The following is a 15,648-nucleotide window of genomic DNA, read 5'->3' as shown; positions in this document are numbered from 1 at the left end:
GCTCCGCAGACACGACGCGCCGCCGCTACGCGGCGGTTCCCGCGCAAGCGCGGGAAGAACTCCCCGACTTCGTCGGGGAGTTGGGCGTCACTCCGTGACGCCCTGCCGGTTCCGCTCCGCGGCCCGGCGGCCCGGAATCGCTCCGCGATCCGGCCAGTGTCGAATCCGCTCCGCGGACTCGACAAAAGCGCCAGCCAGAGGGGAAGGCGGCGGTCTGCTGGAGATCGGGCCTACGCGCCTTTCCCAGTCCTAAAGGTTCCGTCCTGGCCGGCCCTTGAGACTGACGCCCGGTCAGGAATGATCGGGAACGCTCACTCTCACATCCCGAAGGTACCAGTCTCGCAGACTTCAGGACAATCTGCGAGACTGCGTGTGTCAAAACTTCGGATGCGCTACCTTCTGTACTGAGGGCGCGCCACCGACTCGCAGAAACAACGCGTCTGACGAGTCATCAGGTCGATGCCGGATTGTGTGTCATTCATCCGGCCCGGCTGAATTCTTTACTCAATTACGACCCCAGGAGGAAGCATGCGTGAGGCCACCCCGGAAAGCCGTCCCGTGGTTGGTTCGGTCATTTCCGTCGCGGATGTTGATGCTTTGGCTGCTGCCGCGCATGTGGGCCAGGTCGATAAAATCGGTGTCCCCTATATCGGGCATGTGCGGGCCGTCGCGGCCGGCCTCGCCCCGTTCGGCGACGAGCTGGTGATGGCGGGGCTTCTGCATGACGTCCTGGAGGACACCGACGTGAGCGCTGACGACTTGCTTCAGCGTGGGGTGCCCGCGCGGGTGGTGGAGATCGTGAAGGCGGTGACGAACCAGGCGAACATGGCGTACGGGGAAAAGATCTGCCGGATCACCGCCGATCCCCAGGCGACGCTACTGAAGATCGCCGACAACGCGCACAACAGCCACCCCGACCGTGCCGCCCAGCTGCCCGCTGACAAGCGGGAGCGGCTGGCGGCGAAGTACCGGGCCGCGCGGGCGGAGTTGTGGCCGGCGGCGGGGCGGGCGGACATTGAGGCGGTCGTGTCCATCGTCAATCCGGCCCTGCTCGCCGAGCTCGACGGGCTGGGCCCGCGGTGACCGGGCGGGCCCCTGAACGGGCTTCTGAGCGGGCTGCTGGGCAGGTTCTGCGGCCTCACCAGGTTGAGGCGGTCGACGCCGTCGTGCGAGCCCTCCAGGGGCCCGCTGACGGCCGTCTGCCGGAGGCGGGGCTGCGGTGCCAGTGCATCGCGGCGACCGGCTCCGGCAAAACGCTCATCGCCGCGGCGGCCGCGCAGCGCTTGAGGGCGCGGCGGGTGCTGGTGCTGGTGCCGACGCTGGATCTGCTAGTGCAGATGGCGACGGCGTGGCGGCGGGATGGCGGCCGGGCGGGGGCGATGGTCGGGGTGTGCTCGCTGCCGGCCAAGGACTCCGGGGGGTTGCCGTGCACCACGGACGAGGGTGAACTCGTTGACTGGGTACGGGACTTGGAGCAGGTGACCTTGTTCGGGACCTATGCGTCCGTGGACGTGCTGCGCAAGGCCCACACGCTCGGCCTGGACGCGTTCGACCTCCTGGTCGTCGACGAGGCCCACAGAACCAGTGGGGATGGGCTGAAGCCGTGGGCGGCCGTGCACGACCAGGACAAACTCCGCGCGGTGCGCAGGTTGTACATGACGGCGACGCCGCGGGTGTGGCAGGCCACCCAGGACGGGACCGGCGGGGGCGGCGGGGAGGGTTCGCGGCTGGTGGCGAGCATGAGCGAGGACTCCCCCGTCTTCGGCCCCGTCGCTTACAAGCTCTCGCTGTCGGAGGCGATCGAGCGAGGCTTGATTGCACCTTATCAGGTGGTATGCGTCGATATTCGTGATCCTGAGTACGGGCACCGGGCGCAGCTCGGGTCGGGTACGGAGCAGGTGCGTGGGGCGCGGCTGGCGGCGTTGCAGGCCGGGGTGCTCACCGCGGCCGCGCGGGAGAACCTGCGCAAGCTGCTGACCTTCCACTCCCGCGTGGCCGAAGCCGAAGCCATGGCCTCCGGTGTCGGCGACGTCGCGACGCGGTTGTGGGAGGAGGACCAGCGCACCTATCCGGATCCGAAGCGGGTGTGGGCTTCCTGGCTGCACGGTGAGCATGCACCGGCACACCGGCGGGCCGTGCTTGCGGAGTTCGCCTCCGACGTCATCGAGCATCAGGACCACGAAGACCAGGACCAGGAGGGCCGGGAGGGGCGGCTTAAAGTCGAATTGGTGCCCGCTGCTTTGCGGGTTTTGTCTTCAGTCAAGGTTTTGGGTGAGGGCGTTGATACCGCGAATTGCGATTCCGTCGCCTTTTGTGATGTGCGCGGGTCCATGGTCGATATCGTGCAAATGGTTGGGCGCGCCCTGCGTATGAAACCAGGGCAGGGAAAAATTGCCTCTCTGGTCGTTCCGGTATTTCTCGGAGCGGATGAAGACGCGGATAATCTATTGACGTCCCCGGCCTACGGGAGCCTGGCCAAGGTCCTTGAAGCGCTGCGGGCGCACGACACTGAGACCATTGAGGCGCTTGCCGACTCCCGCGCCAGGAGCGGAAGTTGGGACGAGACCAGCCTCGAGGACGCTGACGATGGTGACTTCCTGGAGGACATCGACACCGCGGACGAGGGGGCGCCGGTCGAAGCAGTGAGTGCCCGGGCGCGGGAGCTGCTGAAGTTCGCCAGCCCGCGCGATCCGGTGGAGCTCGCGCGGTTCCTGCGACTGCGGGTCCTGGAGCCGGAGGGCGCGTACTGGCTGCGCGGGATCGAGGCAGCGGCCCGGTACGTGAAGGAACGCGGAGACGGGCCGTTGAACGTGCCGTACGCCTTCGTGACGCCTGAGGACTGGGTACCGGCCGCCTTCCCGCTCGGGGTTTGGCTGGCCCATCAGCGGCGCTCCTACAAGGCCGGACGGCTGGATCCTGAACGCGTCAGGGAGTTGGACGGGTTGGGCATGGTCTGGGCGCCGCGCGACGACGCGTTCGCCGACGGGCTCGCCGCCGCGCGCGCGTGGGCCGAGGTGCACGGGCACTTCCTGCCGCCGGCCACGGCCGTGTGGAACGAGTATCCGGTGGGGAAGTGGGCGAAGAACATGCGGGACGCAGCCAAGCTGGCTGACCGGATCGCGGCGCGGCGGGAGGCCGGACAGCCGGTCGGGTCGGCGGCCGGCGCACTCACCGACGAACGACGCCAGCAGCTCGACGACATCGACCCTGGATGGCGCCCAGGCTGGGACACCGGCTGGCAGCGGAGCCTGCGGCTCGTGCAAGCTCATCTGGCCGGCGGCGGAAGCCTCCCGACCACGCCGGGTGAGGTCGTCGTCCAGGGCGAGGACCTCGGACGCTGGGTGGCGGCGCAGCGCCTGGAGTTCGAGCAGCTGCAGCCGGCACAGCAGTGGCTGCTGGAGAACGCCCTCGGCATCCAGGCCGCCGCAGAGGAAGAGCGGCCGGTGAAGCGGACCCAGGACCACAAGTGGGCCCTCAACATGGCTGCCGCCCGCCAGTACCAGGCCCGTGAGGGGCATCTCAACGTCCCCCGCAAGCATGTAGAGGCTCTGCCCGTCGACCTCGCCGGGCCGGCTGCGACCGGTCGTGAGACCACGGTCGACGGCGACGTCCTGGTCGACCTGGGCATGTGGACTGCCAACGTGAGGAGGCGCGCCGACAAACTCACCGGTGAACGGCGTACGGAGTTGGATGCTCTGGGGATGCGCTGGTGATGGCCGTGAACCATCCGTGTCGGGCGAGGTCTGGGGCGAATCCAGACGTCCGCCCGAGCCGGATCAGACAGCGGGATTATGGGCTGGCCCGGAGCGCGGCGTGGGAACTGCGGCTGGCTGACGCAGTTGGTCGGGTAGAAGATCGCCGTGGCGGTGTCGGAGGTAGGCGAGGGCCTGTTCGAGGGAGGGGTTGTGGTCGATGCCTTTCTTGACGAACTCCAGCCGTTGCTTGGCTTCTCGCAGGATTTCGGACCACGTGCGCACCCAGACCCGGACACCGGCGTGCTCGTATTGGGTGGGTTCGAGGTACAGGCCCTCGGGCTTGTTGGCCTGGCGAAGAGCCGGCTTCAATCTGTCCTTCACCGAACGGACGACAAGGTAGAAGTCCCAGGTTGTTTCGACATTGGCGAAGCGCGGCTCGTTGAGGACAGCCTGCATATAGTCATCCACCTGGAGAGCCTGCTCCCGGTCGGCGTCGACGGCGGGCGCCTTGAGCTCGATCACAAGGTGCCGTACGCGATCGTGCTCGTGGCTTTCAGCGGAAAGCATGAGGTCGACTCGCCGAGTGCCGCCGTCGACCGCGCGGACGGGTCCGTCTGGGGTCGGGTCCCAGCCGACGGCGCGCCGGTGGTGTTCCAGCATGCGGGTCAGGCCGATCTCGCTGCTTCGCATCATGTTGAACTCTTCGCCGAAGACCCACAGTTCGCGTTCGAGGATCTTGTGGAGGTGATCGCGTTCCTTGACCACGCCGTAGGTGTCCACGTCGAAGACCAGATGCTCGAGGGCGGTCAAGAACTGCAGCCGTGAGGTGACGATGGACGATGCGCGGATGATGTTGGACAGGCTGGTCTGTTGGAGGAGGCCGTGCAGGTGGCTGACATCGTCACCTCCCAGGCTCAGCACCTTCTCCAGGATCTCCACCATCTCGTCAGGGTTGTGCCGGAGGGAGTTCTGCAGCAGGGACAGCGTGAGCCGCTTCTTCGTCCTGTCGCCTGTGATGTGGCGATTGATGGAGGTGGCGACCAAGTCGAACGTCGCCTGTTCGGCACGGGCCTGGTCACCCTCAGCTCGGCGCGGGTAGGGGTAGACGCCTTCCTCTATCCACCGCTCGACAAGCTGGCGGCGCTGCCGTCGGCGCCGTTCTTCGAACCGTGCGCCGATCCATTCGCGAGCAGTCCGCAACAGAGGCGCCAGGGGGGTGTCGCCACCTAACGTGATCAAAGGAATTTCGTTCCGGTGCCGGGGCATCGGTTCCCACAGCACGTAGGCGGTGTAGGAGAAGTCGGCGTGTTCGGTGGATACATCGAGGCTCTCCACCGGGGCGCTGGCGGCGTCGCACAGAGCGATGGTGCGCTCCATGCCCGTGCGCCAGTGGATCAGCCGGATGTGGAAAGGATATGTCTGGTCCTCGTAGTCGAAGGTGAGGTCCTCGAATTCTTCGGCCTGGATCTGGGTCTGTGGGTCGATGCGCTGGCCGTCGTAGATGACCCGGACATCGGTCCAGGTCAGGAGATAGGGCGCGAGGGCCGCCGTGATCTGGGTGGCGGCTTTGGGTTCCAGGAGCTTGTTGAGGTGGTGTGCCTGTTTTCCCCAGAGCTCCACCTTCGTGCCTGGGCTGTCCGTCCCAGGCGCCGGCTGCGTGTCGATCCGCCAGGTTGTCCGACGGCTGATCTCCGACTCGATCGTCGTGCGCATCAGCTTGCCGTCCACTGCGTGGGCTGTGCTCGTCCAGCGCGTCGCATCACCCAGCGCGAAGGCCCGCAAGCGTCCGCGGCCGGCCTTTCCATGGAGCGGACGCTGCAGCCGGTCAGTTGTGCCGCCTACCCGCTTGTCGGAATTGCCGACCTGCTTGAAGGCCGTCCGCGCCTTCTCCGGGGTGATGCCGTCGCCGTTGTCGGCAACGACGATCTTGTCTAGGCCCGTGGTGCCAGATCGCTCGATGGTCACGTCGACTTTGGTGGCGTCGGCGTCAAGGGAATTCCACACCAGCTCCAAGACAGCCTTGACGGCTTCTCGCTCGTGCGAGAGCTGACGCACCAGGTCGTCCCCGGCTTCCAGAAGTACGTGATCCGCCATAACAGTGCATCCTTCAACAGGCCGGAACGGATTGTCCATCCCGCATCAACGCCCTGTAAGAACCTTTCCAACATTAGGAAGGTGGGTGGGCCCGATTGGAGGCCACCCACTCACTTCTTCTTCGGGCGCCTTACGACGCGTGACGGTCGTGGCCCAGCCAGTCGAGCAATCTTGGTGTCGCTGGCCAGCTTGTCCGGCGTCCCGGTGAAAGCCCGTACCGCCTCGAACAGTTCCCGGTCCGAGCGTGCGGTCAACTTGGGCTCGATGATGCCGAGTAGGATCTTCCACCGCGCCTGGGGCTTAGAGGCCCAAAGCGTGGCTGAGATCTCCGCCTCGGTGAAGCTGCGCAGCACGCGGCCGGCCTGGCTGCTCGTCAACTTTGCGAGCAGCTCGTGATAGCTGGATACGGCCGCATTGGACACGCCCCACTGATTCCCAAGGAATACCTCCACCAGCGCGAGGACGTACTTGCCCTGCACCGCTTCCGGCACGTCGCCGTACTGCCCGACCAGCACGGCCAGGGATCGCGCGGGAGCCGGTTCCGTGTGGAAGTTGTTGTAGCCGTGATGGGCGGCCAGCAGATCATCCAGTACCCCGTCGATCTCTGCTGCCCGCTCGTTCTCTGGCAGGTAGGCCCCGCCGTCGACGAGGTTGAGGAGTTCCTTAGCTGCCCGAGCCTGCGCCATGTCGGCACTGGCGCTGAACCTGCCGTACTGGACGCCGAAGCGCTGTCGTGCCTCTTCGCTGATCTCTGGCCACAGTTCTGGCCACAGCAGGAGGACGTTGTCGGCGACGACTGGTGTGCGGCTGGTGTTGGTGTAGAGGCCGAACAGGCCGGCGCCGAGGGCGTCAGCGCGGTCTGCAGGCAGATCCCCGAAGAACCCCGTGGTGTTCTTAACCTCGCTCGGGTCGAGTTGATCCTTCTTGATGTTGGCCAGCAGCTTGCCGGTTTCAGCGGTGATGGTGTCGTAGGGCAGCGTGATGACCTGCCTGACGCACGTCTCCAGCCATGCAGCGAGCTGCATGCCAGTGAGTTCGACCTGGTTGGGGTGGGCGGCGCTGGCGTAGTTCCGCATGTAGCGGATGTGATCGATCTGAGCGTGGCCGGTAGCGGAGAGCAGACCGATCTCGCGGGCGGCGCGCAGCAGGTCGATGTCGTCGACCTTGACCAGGTCGTCCTCCGTCGACAGGTGCTTCCGTCGGTCATGTGACGGCACCGCGATGTCGAAGAAGTAGCCAAGGTCGTATCCGGCTACACGTCGACGGAGCTCGCCGACTGTCTCGTTCCATAGGTAGTTGAGCGCCGCGTCGAAGAGTCCGGCCGCCGCCGCGGTAATCATCTTGCTGACATACACAGATCGCCCGCGATCTGCCATCGGCAGCCGCCGGAGAGCACCTCCAAAGCTGGCGAGGGCTTGCTCGCGTTCCGGCAGCTCTACCAGCACTCCGTCAGTCGGGAGCCCAGCCTCGGCAAGCTGATCGAGGAGCATCTCCTCGAAGCGTTCAAGGTCATCACTGGCAGGCGGCTGCACGTCCCGGCGCGCGATCTCGTTCACCTCTCGAATGTATCCACCTGGTGTTGCCGACGCAGGTATGTTTCCCGGACTCCCGGTGCGGTCTGCGGCTTGGGAGCACTGGCGAGGTCGGGGCGGGCAAGACCGTCGCATTCAAGGGTCCCTCCACCCGGCCCGCTACAAAGTGATCTACCAGCCCAATCCCGAGGTCGGCATGCGCGGCATCTATGACTGCATCGTCACCAACCTCGGCAGCACCCCGAAGTTCCACTCCTCCTCTCTCGCCGTTCAGGCCGCCGAACTCGACGAACGAGGTCGCACTCCCGCGCTCATCTTCCTTCTGGCTTTGTTCACGAGAACGGGGGCCACCAGGGCGGCTGCCACCCGGTCCATCTGCGGATGGCGTGCGGCTGCTCCGAGGAACAGCGCGCACCTCCCGCGTCGCGCGCTGTCCCTCGCGGAGTAAGTGACCGCTCCCTGGCCGGTGTGACGCGCCATGAAGGCGCGGCCCTACTCCAGTTCACGCAAGAGTTCCGCCCGCTCGGCTCTCTCCCGCTCCATGACCTGCGCGTACACGCTCATGTTGAGTCGCTCCTCGATGGCGGTACGGACGAGGGCGGCGAGCCGGTCGGGCGGGAGCGCCTCCAGTTGGGTGGTCCCGCTCGCGGTGAAGGAGCGGCGGTCGGTGGGCTTGGGTGGAGCGGAGGGCAGGCCGTAGCGGGCGACCTGGTCCTCCGTGACGGCGATGCGTGCCAGCTCGGTGCGGCAGTCGTGCGTGGTGGCGAACGCGGCGACGTCTTCGGCCAGGGCGCGCGGCACGTGGACGCCGGATGGGTCCAGGTCGCCCAGGTGGAGGGTCACCAGCGGTTTCTTGTATGAGGCGGCGCGCAGTGCTGCCTCGTGTTTGCCCGACAGGGAGTCGAAGCCGCCGCCTGAGCGGACCGTGAGCCCGTAGGGCTCGGCGAGCCGGGCCAGCTGAGTCGTGGTGCCGGCGCTTTCTGACCACAGCTCAAGCACCTGCGCCTGGCCCTCCTGCCGGTCCCTGCGATACCGCTGTGCTGCCCGGCGCATCGTGGTGTGGAAGTCCTCCGGCCCGGTGAACGTGGGCGGGGGCTCGACACACGTGCCCGTGTCGTCGCGGATTGCTTCCCACGGAATCCGCCCGGACCGTCGCCCCATCCCGACGGCCTCGCCCAGCCGCTTGTACGCCCGCTCTGTCTTCTCCAGCACGCCGTCCGACACGGCGGCGTAGAAGCACTGCCGGAGCGAGATCGGGAGGAGCTGCGTGTAGCGGGCGAGGATCACCTCGACCGCAGCCAGCAGCCGCAGGGTCGGCGGGCGAGGCCGCCACATCGGCTGATACCCCCGAGGACGCTTGTCCGGCATGACACTCCCAGCGCGGCAGAAGGACGCCTAGACGTCCGGGCCCGCGCGCCGAGCGGCGCGCACCTGGTCCTGGGCGGCACTGGGCCCTGTGGGGTCAGGTGCCGCCGTAGTTTCGACGGAAGCAGGCCATGGCACCAATTAGACCGCTCTTCCTGCGGGTTGCTCAATCTTTCTCAGGAGTTCGTGCGCGCAGATGCGGCTCTGGGACGGTGTCTGTATGGCGAAGCGTGATGTGTGGGTCCAGGTTGGCCGGAAGACTGTGAGTGCGGATTCGATCAAGAGTTTCGATTACAGCGACCTTCATTGTCTTCTGGTGAAAGTCACCGGTGAGCGGGAGCCGTTGGAAGTCCGTACACGGGTGCTGTGGAGTGAAAGCCAATACAGCGCTGACCATGCAACGCGGTACGCCGCTTCGACGGTGCCCGAGGTGGTCGCGCGCGGTCTGCTGGAGGCCGTCGCAGCCTGCGCAGCGGACGGCGGGCACTGGCTGCTCAGCTTCGAGGACAACCGCGCGCGGACCGAGGCAAGTTGGGTGCGCAGCGAGCTCGGCCGGGCCGGACTGCCACCGCAGCGGCGTGAGTACGCGGCGCCGGCCAGGACCGCCGAGGACGACGAGCGGGGGGGGAATTGATCGGGGACGCCAGCGGCGTGCACCGCATCAAGCCCGGCCAGATCTTCGACGCCCGCAAGGAGGCCGAGAACTGGTGACCGAGGGCACCGTCCCCGTAGCCCTGGAAAAGTGGACAGCCAACACCCGCTGGAGGGCCGACAAACTCGCCGGCGAGCGGCGAGCAGCGCTCGATCAACTCGGCATGTGGCCGTCACAGCCGTCGTCGTGCCCGGCCCTGGCCGAGTCCATGAGGCGTGGGTGTCGTGGCCGTCGCCCCTCGGCCTTGCAGAAGCGGCGGCCGGCGCCAGCCTCACCACGGACGTGCAGTTCAGGCCCGCATCAGGAAGTCACGGGCCCGTTCGTCGAGTTCTACGGCCGGGCGTACCCCACGCGCCCGGACCGTGCGCAGGTCGCGGCGCATGCTCGAGACGGCCTTGCGGGTGCGTACGGAGCGCACCCCGGTCATGTGATCCATGGAACGTGACCAGGCGTCGCAAGCCTGCTCCACGTGCCCGCGCTTGATATACATCTCGGCTTCCGCCACCAGGTCCAGGGCGACGATGCGGGCAAAGGTGCTCGGCCTCGACGCGGCGGCCCGCCCGTACTCCGCCGCGGCTGCCTCATGGTCGCCGAGCGTTTCGAAGACTTTCGCCGCCCGCGAGTGCACCGAGCCGACCGGCGGGCCCCACGCCAGCGCCCAGAACGGCACCTCGTGCCCGCGGTCTTTGCCCTCGGCGAGCAGCGTGTGTGCCCGCTTCGTCTCCGCGATGGCCGCCCGGGATTGTCCGCTCTTGGCGAGGGTGTGTGCGTGCACGATGCGGAACAGGGCCTCGGTCTGTGCGTCGATGTGCCCCTTGGCCCGGTTCAGTCCGGTCTCCGCCAGGCCCCGGCAGTGCTCGGGCCGGTGCAGCTTGAGGCCCTGCATGGCCATGGTGCGCATGACGAACCCGTCGTGCCCGCGCACCCCCGACTCGACGGCCAGCGAGTAGGACTGCAGGTAGTAGCGCTGCGCAAGGCTCTGTTGGCCCGCGTCGTAGCTTTTCCAGCCGACCAGGTGCACGCCCCGGCTGGCCGCCGACAGCATCTGGCGGCGCACCTCGTCGCTGCGGAACCGGCCCCGGCACAGCGGCGCCACGTCGTCCCGAAGATAGGTGATCAGGGCGGTGCGGCCGTGCTGGCCGCCGTGGCGTTCGTCCATCTCCGAGAAAGCGCCCACCATGTCGCGGACCGCCTCGACCTCGGCCATGCCGATCGTCGAGTCGCTGCGCGCGGCATGCCCGGTCCGCGCGGCCAGATCGATGACGTGCTCCAGCGGCAGGGCGGCGGCAGCCACCGAGTAGGCGGAACCCCACAGGAAGTCTCGCCGGTCCAACTCGCCTCCCCACAGCGGCAGCAGGGCGTCGATCGGGTCGACGCTGAGGGACAGCCCCATGGTGTCATTCTCCGGGCCCGGCGCGGCGTCGGCTCCGAGACCGATGTCCGCGACGGTCAGGAGCCGGCCCAGTCTGCGTGACAGGGCAATCGCCAGGTAGCGGCCGGTCGCCCCGGCCGGGACGCTCCCGCGCAGCCAGTGGTCCACCGACGCCGCATTCGTGCGCAGTTGCTCTCCGTGCTCGGCGGCCACCGCGCGCACCCCGGCCGCCACCGCCGCATACGAAAGCCTGGACTCCTCCACACGTGCCCTGAGCAGGTTGTTCGGTCTGCGCTCGGCCATCGCTCCCCCTCCCGGTATACGCGATATATATTGCCGCGCGCCGATCGCGTTGTCCGCCAACTCCTGTGGAAGCAAAGCTAGTTGGCGAACCGGTGACCGCCTGGTCGCCGCCCCTCACCTATGGAGGAATCATGTCCAAGTCCCAGGCCGCTTTCGGCGCCGCGCACACAGGACATCACGCCGGAGGACGAGAAGTCCCAGCCGGTCGTGATCGCCCGCGACGTCGAGGACGAGGAGTAGTCCTACCCCGCGTGACCTGACCGGGCGCCCCTCCTCGCCTCCCCGCCCCGCCGAGCGTTGAGGAGGGGCGCCCTCGCGCTGCCCATCGGAGGACGCAGTGATCCACGTGTACGTCGGACCGACGCTGCCACGGTCCACATCCCAACTTTCCGCCCCGGGCGTACAGGTGCACCCGCCTGCCCGGCACGGTGACCTGTTCGATGACGCCGTCCAGGACGGCGATACCGTCGTGCTCCTCGACGGCGTGTTTCACCAGGCCCCGGCGCTTCGGCACAAAGAGATCCTGGCCGCGATGGGCCGTGGGGTGCGGGTGATCGGCGCGGCGAGCATCGGCGCGCTGCGCGCCTGCGAGCTCGATGCCTTCGGGATGGTCGGCGTCGGATCCGTCTACGCCGCCTATGTTCGCGGACAGTTCTCCGGCGATGACGAGGTGGCCGTCGGGCAGGCCCCGGACCGCGACTGGGCCGCGTTGACCTGGCCGGTCGTCAGCCTGAGCCACGTTCTGCACCTGGCCGTCCAGGCGAACGTCCTCGAGGCCGCTCACGCCGACCGGCTGCTGTGTGCGCTGCGCGCGGTCTACTACCCGCAGCGCACCCTGGCCGCCGTGCGGGCCGTCTGCGCACGCGAGAACGCCGGCGACGTCGCCCGCTGGCTGGATCAGCAGCGGGCCGAGGAGCCGCACTTCGGCGACATCAAGCGTGCCGATGCCTTGCTGGCGCTGCAGGTCGCGCACGATCCCCGCCCGCCGCTTCCGACGCGCTTTCAGTGCCCGCCCGGCGTGTGGGAGACCGCGTACTACCGGCGCTGGGCCAACAGCTTCGCGACCGAGCGGGTGGACGGGACGACGCTGTTCACCGAAGACCGCGTCCTCTACCAGCAGGTGTTCGACCAGCGGTTCGCCACGACGTGGACCGCCTACCTGGAGCACTGCTCCCGTCACCCGGCCGCTGGCCCGGGCCGGCCGCTTTCTGAACAACTGGCACGAGCCGGCGGCGATCTGAGGGCTGACCAGATCTTCCGGCCGGTGGTGGACCTGCGCGACGCCACCACGGTGACGCTGCTGCTCGCAGGTGAGACGGCAGAGGACCGCCAGTCCGTCGCCGACTATCGCAGCGTCCTCGACGCCCGCCGCCAGCAGAGCGGTGTGACGGCCGAGGCGGTGAGCGAGGACCTGACCCGCCGCCTGCTGCTCCAGATCTGGCAGTGCCCCGACGAACGACTCGACACGGAGGCATCCTCGCGCGGCCTGGTGTGTGCGGCGGCCGCCGTCGCGGCCGCCAGGCGGTTCGTGCCGGGCGGCCTGCAGGAGACGGCGGCCGCGGCGGCCCCGACCCGAACGACGAACCAGGAGGCAGCCCATGTCAGAGACTGAGGTTCTGGAGCTGCCGGGCACGGTGCGTGCCCGAACGCCCGAGGAGACGTGGGAGGCGGTGGCCGGACGGCTTCCGCACTACGGGATCACCCGCGTCGCGGACCTGACCCATCTGGACGTGATCGGGCTGCCGGTGTGGACGGCCATCCGGCCCGCCTCGCGCACGCTGGTCACGTCCCAGGGCAAGGGCGCCACCCCCCTGCTCGCGCAGCTGTCCGCCGTCATGGAAGCGGCTGAGCTGTGGCATGTCGAGCAGCCGCTGACCGTGACCGCCCGGGGCCCGGCCGCAGACGTGGCACCCGGCTGCCCCGTGGCCGCACTGCCGCTGATCGTCCCGCACCCCGAGGCCACTTTGAACCGGATCGTGTTCGAGTGGACGCCCGGTACCGGCCTGGTCAGCGGCGCGGCGCACCTGATTCCCGTCGACCTCGTCCGGCGCCGGATCCAGCGCCCGCCGTGGACCCCGGATCTGCTGCGGGTCACCACTACCGGCCTGGCGTGCGGCAACAGCCACGAGGAAGCCCTGCTGCACGCCCTGCTCGAAGTGGTGGAGCGGGACATGCTGTACCGGGACGGGCAGGTAGGCGGCCGGATGCGCACGCTCATCGCCCCCGCGACGGTGACCGACCCGTGGAGCCGGGAGATCGTCGACCGGCTGACGGCGGCTGGCATGGAGCTGGAGATCGCACTCGTGGACGGGCCGTACCGGCTGCCGGTGTGCCTCGCCTATCTGTGGGCCCCCGACCACCCGGTCATCTTCGCCGGGGGCGGCTGCCACACCGATCCCGGGATCGCGCTGAGCCGCGCCCTGACCGAGGCCGCCCAGTCCCGGCTGACCGCCATCGCCGGAACCCGGGACGATCTGCCCAGCGAGCACGCCGGATTCGACCACGCGCCCGACCACCCGGCCGCCCGGACGCCGCTCGCGCCGTGGCGTGAGGCCATCGGCGCGTTCGCGCCCCCGGCGGTCGGCTTCGCGCGGCAGGTCGCTGAGACGGCTCGGGCCGTCCTTACGGTGACCGGGCACGAGCCGGTCGCTCTCGACCTGTCCGAGACGGGGGCACCCATCCATGCCGTGCAGGTCATCTGCCCCGGCACCGGCTCACGGGTCGGGCGGTCGATGCCGCGATGAACACCGCATCCCGCTCCCGCGCCGCCGAGTTCGACGCCTTCCACACCGCCCGCTCCCGCACCGGCCTGACGGCCCGCTTCTACGCCGCGGCGATGGGCGACGACTATCCGGCCGAGGTCCGGCCCGACAGCAGCTGCGACTGGCCCCTGCTCGGCCTCATCGCCGCCCGGCTGCGCATGCCCCCGGGCCAGGTCCTCGTCGACGCCGGGTGCGGCAGCGGCGGGATCGGCCTGTGGCTGGCCCGCGCCCTCGCCGCTCGCATGCTGCACGGCTTCGACCTGTCGACGGCCGCCGTCGACCAGGCCGCCGCCCGCGCCCCGCACTTCCTCGGCGCGAGCCCGCCAGCCGCCTTCCACGCCGCGGACCTGGCCGCCCCCGGCCTGCCCGACGGCTGCGCCCACGGCATCGTCTGTGTGGGCGCCCTGCACGGCCCGGCCAGCTGGCCGGCGGCCGTCGCCGGACTCGGCCGCCTCCTGGCCCCCGGCGGCCGCCTCGTCCTCACCCGCGGCCTGCGCCACGGCACCGACCTCGGGAACGAATACGCGGCAGCCGCCGGACTGCAGACCGAACACGTCGACGAACGCCCCACCGAGCCCTTGATGTGGGAGCGCCTGTACCGGCTGTGGCTCGCCCACGCCGACGACCTGCGACGCGAACTGGGCGCGCAGCCGGCGCAGCGCATGCTCGACGAGGCCGCCCACATGCTCCCCCGGCTCGGCGGCCGCCGCGCTGTCCTGATCACCCTGCACCGCCCTGCGACCGGCCCGGCAGTGCACGGGGCGACCGCTACGATGACCGGGCCCGACCGCCAGTCCGGCGGCAGCACTCAGGCCCCCGGAAGGACCCCGCGATGACCGCGCTGACCGAGCATGATGCCGTCCGCCATGCCGCGGTCCTGTCCGCCGGATCGTGGGGCACCGCGGCGGCCAAGCTCCTGTCCGACGCCGGCACCACCGTGACCCTGCACGCCCGCCGCCCCGAGATCGCCGCAGCGATCAGCCAGACGCACCGCAACCCGGCATATTTCCCGGACACCGTGCTGCCCCACACCGTGACGGCCACGAGCGACCCGGCCGCCGCCCTGGACGGCGCGGACCTCCTCGTGCTGTCGATCCCGGCGCAGGCATTGCGCGCCAGCCTCACCGCCTGGGCGCCGCACATCGGCCCGAACACCGTGGTCCTGTCCCTGATGAAGGGCGTCGAGCGGGGCAGCCATCTGCGGGCCAGCGAGGTCATCACTGAGGCGGCCGGCATTCCGGCCGAGCGGGTAGCGGTCCTGTCCGGGCCGAACCTGGCCGCAGAGATCATGGCCGGGCAGCCCGCCGCGGCGACCGTGGCCTGCCCCTCCGAGGCGGCCGCCATCCGGATCCAGCGGGCGTTCCGCAGCGACTACTTCAGGCCCTACACGAGCACCGACGTGATCGGCTGCGAGTTCGGCGGCGCCGTCAAGAACGTCGTCGCGCTCGCCGTCGGCATCGCCTCCGGCATGGGCCTGGGCAGCAACTCGGCCGCCATGCTCATCACCCGCGGTCTTGCCGAGGCGACCCGGCTGGCCGTGGCCTACGGCGCCGACGCGGCCACCCTCGCCGGACTCGCGGGAGTCGGCGACATGATCGCCACCTGCATGTCGCCGCTCTCCCGCAACCGCACCTTCGGCACGCACCTCGGCCAGGGCCTGAGCGTCGAGGAGGCCACGGCCGCCACACGGCAGACGACCGAGGGCGTCAAATCAGCGGAGGCGATCCTCGCGCTGGCCGACGCCCATGGCGTCGAGATGCCGATCACCGACGTGATGACCGCACTGCTCACCGGAAAGATCACGCTCGACGAGGCCGCGGCCGCGCTGATGCAACGCCCGCCCACGTCCGAGCGTTGAGCTTGTCATTTATGG

11 protein-coding genes are annotated in these 15,648 nt (G+C 69.1%); 7 read left to right on the top strand and 4 right to left on the bottom strand.

Features of this window, described 5'->3' with window-relative positions; all coding sequences use genetic code 11:
* The first annotated feature begins 528 nt into the window (after positions 1–528).
* Entirely contained in the window at positions 529–1,083 is a 555-nt protein-coding gene (locus ACFVDP_RS27815) for an HD domain-containing protein (RefSeq protein WP_383495164.1), read from the top strand.
* On the top strand, positions 1,080–3,713 hold the full coding sequence (locus ACFVDP_RS27810) for a Helicase associated domain protein (protein WP_383495161.1): 2,634 nt from the start codon (positions 1,080–1,082) through the stop codon (positions 3,711–3,713). Before ACFVDP_RS27815 ends, ACFVDP_RS27810 begins: the two co-directional genes overlap by 4 nt.
* 63 nt (positions 3,714–3,776) lie before the next feature.
* Here the strand turns inward: ACFVDP_RS27810 and ACFVDP_RS27805 are convergent, their stop codons facing one another.
* The 3 genes from ACFVDP_RS27805 to ACFVDP_RS27795 all read right to left on the bottom strand — a co-directional run bounded on the left by ACFVDP_RS27805 (position 3,777) and on the right by ACFVDP_RS27795 (position 8,656).
* Positions 3,777–5,789, bottom strand: coding sequence for an ATP-binding protein (locus ACFVDP_RS27805; RefSeq protein WP_383495158.1), 2,013 nt, complete (start codon positions 5,787–5,789; stop codon positions 3,777–3,779).
* A 110-nt stretch (positions 5,790–5,899) separates the two neighbouring features.
* Positions 5,900–7,345 (bottom strand): hypothetical protein, encoded by a 1,446-nt coding sequence (locus ACFVDP_RS27800; protein WP_383495155.1) that lies wholly within the window; start codon positions 7,343–7,345, stop codon positions 5,900–5,902.
* A 468-nt stretch (positions 7,346–7,813) separates the two neighbouring features.
* Positions 7,814–8,656, bottom strand: coding sequence for a hypothetical protein (locus ACFVDP_RS27795; RefSeq protein ID WP_383495152.1), 843 nt, complete (start codon positions 8,654–8,656; stop codon positions 7,814–7,816).
* Positions 8,657–8,906: 250 nt separating this feature from the next.
* On the opposite strand from ACFVDP_RS27795, the gene ACFVDP_RS27790 reads away from it, so the two are divergent.
* Positions 8,907–9,320, top strand: a complete 414-nt coding sequence (locus ACFVDP_RS27790; RefSeq protein WP_383495150.1) for a hypothetical protein — start codon at positions 8,907–8,909, stop codon at positions 9,318–9,320.
* 307 nt (positions 9,321–9,627) lie between these two features.
* On the opposite strand, the gene ACFVDP_RS27785 is transcribed toward ACFVDP_RS27790, so the two are convergent.
* Positions 9,628–11,013 carry a hypothetical protein gene (locus ACFVDP_RS27785; protein WP_383495147.1) on the bottom strand — a complete coding sequence of 462 codons (1,386 nt, stop codon included), beginning with the start codon at positions 11,011–11,013 and terminating at the stop codon, positions 9,628–9,630.
* 337 nt (positions 11,014–11,350) lie between these two features.
* Between ACFVDP_RS27785 and ACFVDP_RS27780 the strand changes: the two genes are divergently transcribed.
* Genes ACFVDP_RS27780 through ACFVDP_RS27765 form a run of 4 tightly spaced genes read left to right on the top strand, consistent with a single transcriptional unit; the run spans position 11,351 to position 15,633 of the window.
* Positions 11,351–12,625, top strand: coding sequence for a TfuA-like protein (locus tag ACFVDP_RS27780; RefSeq protein ID WP_383495144.1), 1,275 nt, complete (start codon positions 11,351–11,353; stop codon positions 12,623–12,625).
* Positions 12,612–13,757, top strand: coding sequence for a YcaO-like family protein (locus ACFVDP_RS27775; protein WP_383495141.1), 1,146 nt, complete (start codon positions 12,612–12,614; stop codon positions 13,755–13,757). Before ACFVDP_RS27780 ends, ACFVDP_RS27775 begins: the two co-directional genes overlap by 14 nt.
* Entirely contained in the window at positions 13,754–14,611 is an 858-nt protein-coding gene (locus ACFVDP_RS27770; protein WP_383495137.1) for an SAM-dependent methyltransferase, read from the top strand. Before ACFVDP_RS27775 ends, ACFVDP_RS27770 begins: the two co-directional genes overlap by 4 nt.
* Positions 14,608–15,633: an NAD(P)H-dependent glycerol-3-phosphate dehydrogenase gene (locus ACFVDP_RS27765; RefSeq protein WP_383495134.1), complete on the top strand. Its 1,026-nt coding sequence runs from the start codon at positions 14,608–14,610 to the stop codon at positions 15,631–15,633. The genes ACFVDP_RS27770 and ACFVDP_RS27765 overlap by 4 nt, the downstream gene beginning before the upstream one ends.
* Positions 15,634–15,648 lie beyond the last annotated feature (15 nt).

The organism is Streptomyces sp. NPDC057694 (assembly GCF_042799415.1).
GTDB lineage: Bacteria > Actinomycetota > Actinomycetes > Streptomycetales > Streptomycetaceae > Streptomyces.
This window is presented reverse-complemented; position numbering and strand designations above follow the sequence as displayed.

Coding starts and splice junctions, on each gene's coding strand:
- ACFVDP_RS27815 (WP_383495164.1), top strand. CDS start 529: ATGCGTGAGGCCACCCCGGAAAGCCGTCCCGTGGTTGGTTCGGTCATT.
- ACFVDP_RS27805 (WP_383495158.1), bottom strand. CDS start 5,789: ATGGCGGATCACGTACTTCTGGAAGCCGGGGACGACCTGGTGCGTCAG.
- ACFVDP_RS27795 (WP_383495152.1), bottom strand. CDS start 8,656: ATGTGGCGGCCTCGCCCGCCGACCCTGCGGCTGCTGGCTGCGGTCGAG.
- ACFVDP_RS27790 (WP_383495150.1), top strand. CDS start 8,907: ATGGCGAAGCGTGATGTGTGGGTCCAGGTTGGCCGGAAGACTGTGAGT.
- ACFVDP_RS27785 (WP_383495147.1), bottom strand. CDS start 11,013: ATGGCCGAGCGCAGACCGAACAACCTGCTCAGGGCACGTGTGGAGGAG.
- ACFVDP_RS27775 (WP_383495141.1), top strand. CDS start 12,612: ATGTCAGAGACTGAGGTTCTGGAGCTGCCGGGCACGGTGCGTGCCCGA.
- ACFVDP_RS27770 (WP_383495137.1), top strand. CDS start 13,754: ATGAACACCGCATCCCGCTCCCGCGCCGCCGAGTTCGACGCCTTCCAC.
- ACFVDP_RS27765 (WP_383495134.1), top strand. CDS start 14,608: ATGACCGCGCTGACCGAGCATGATGCCGTCCGCCATGCCGCGGTCCTG.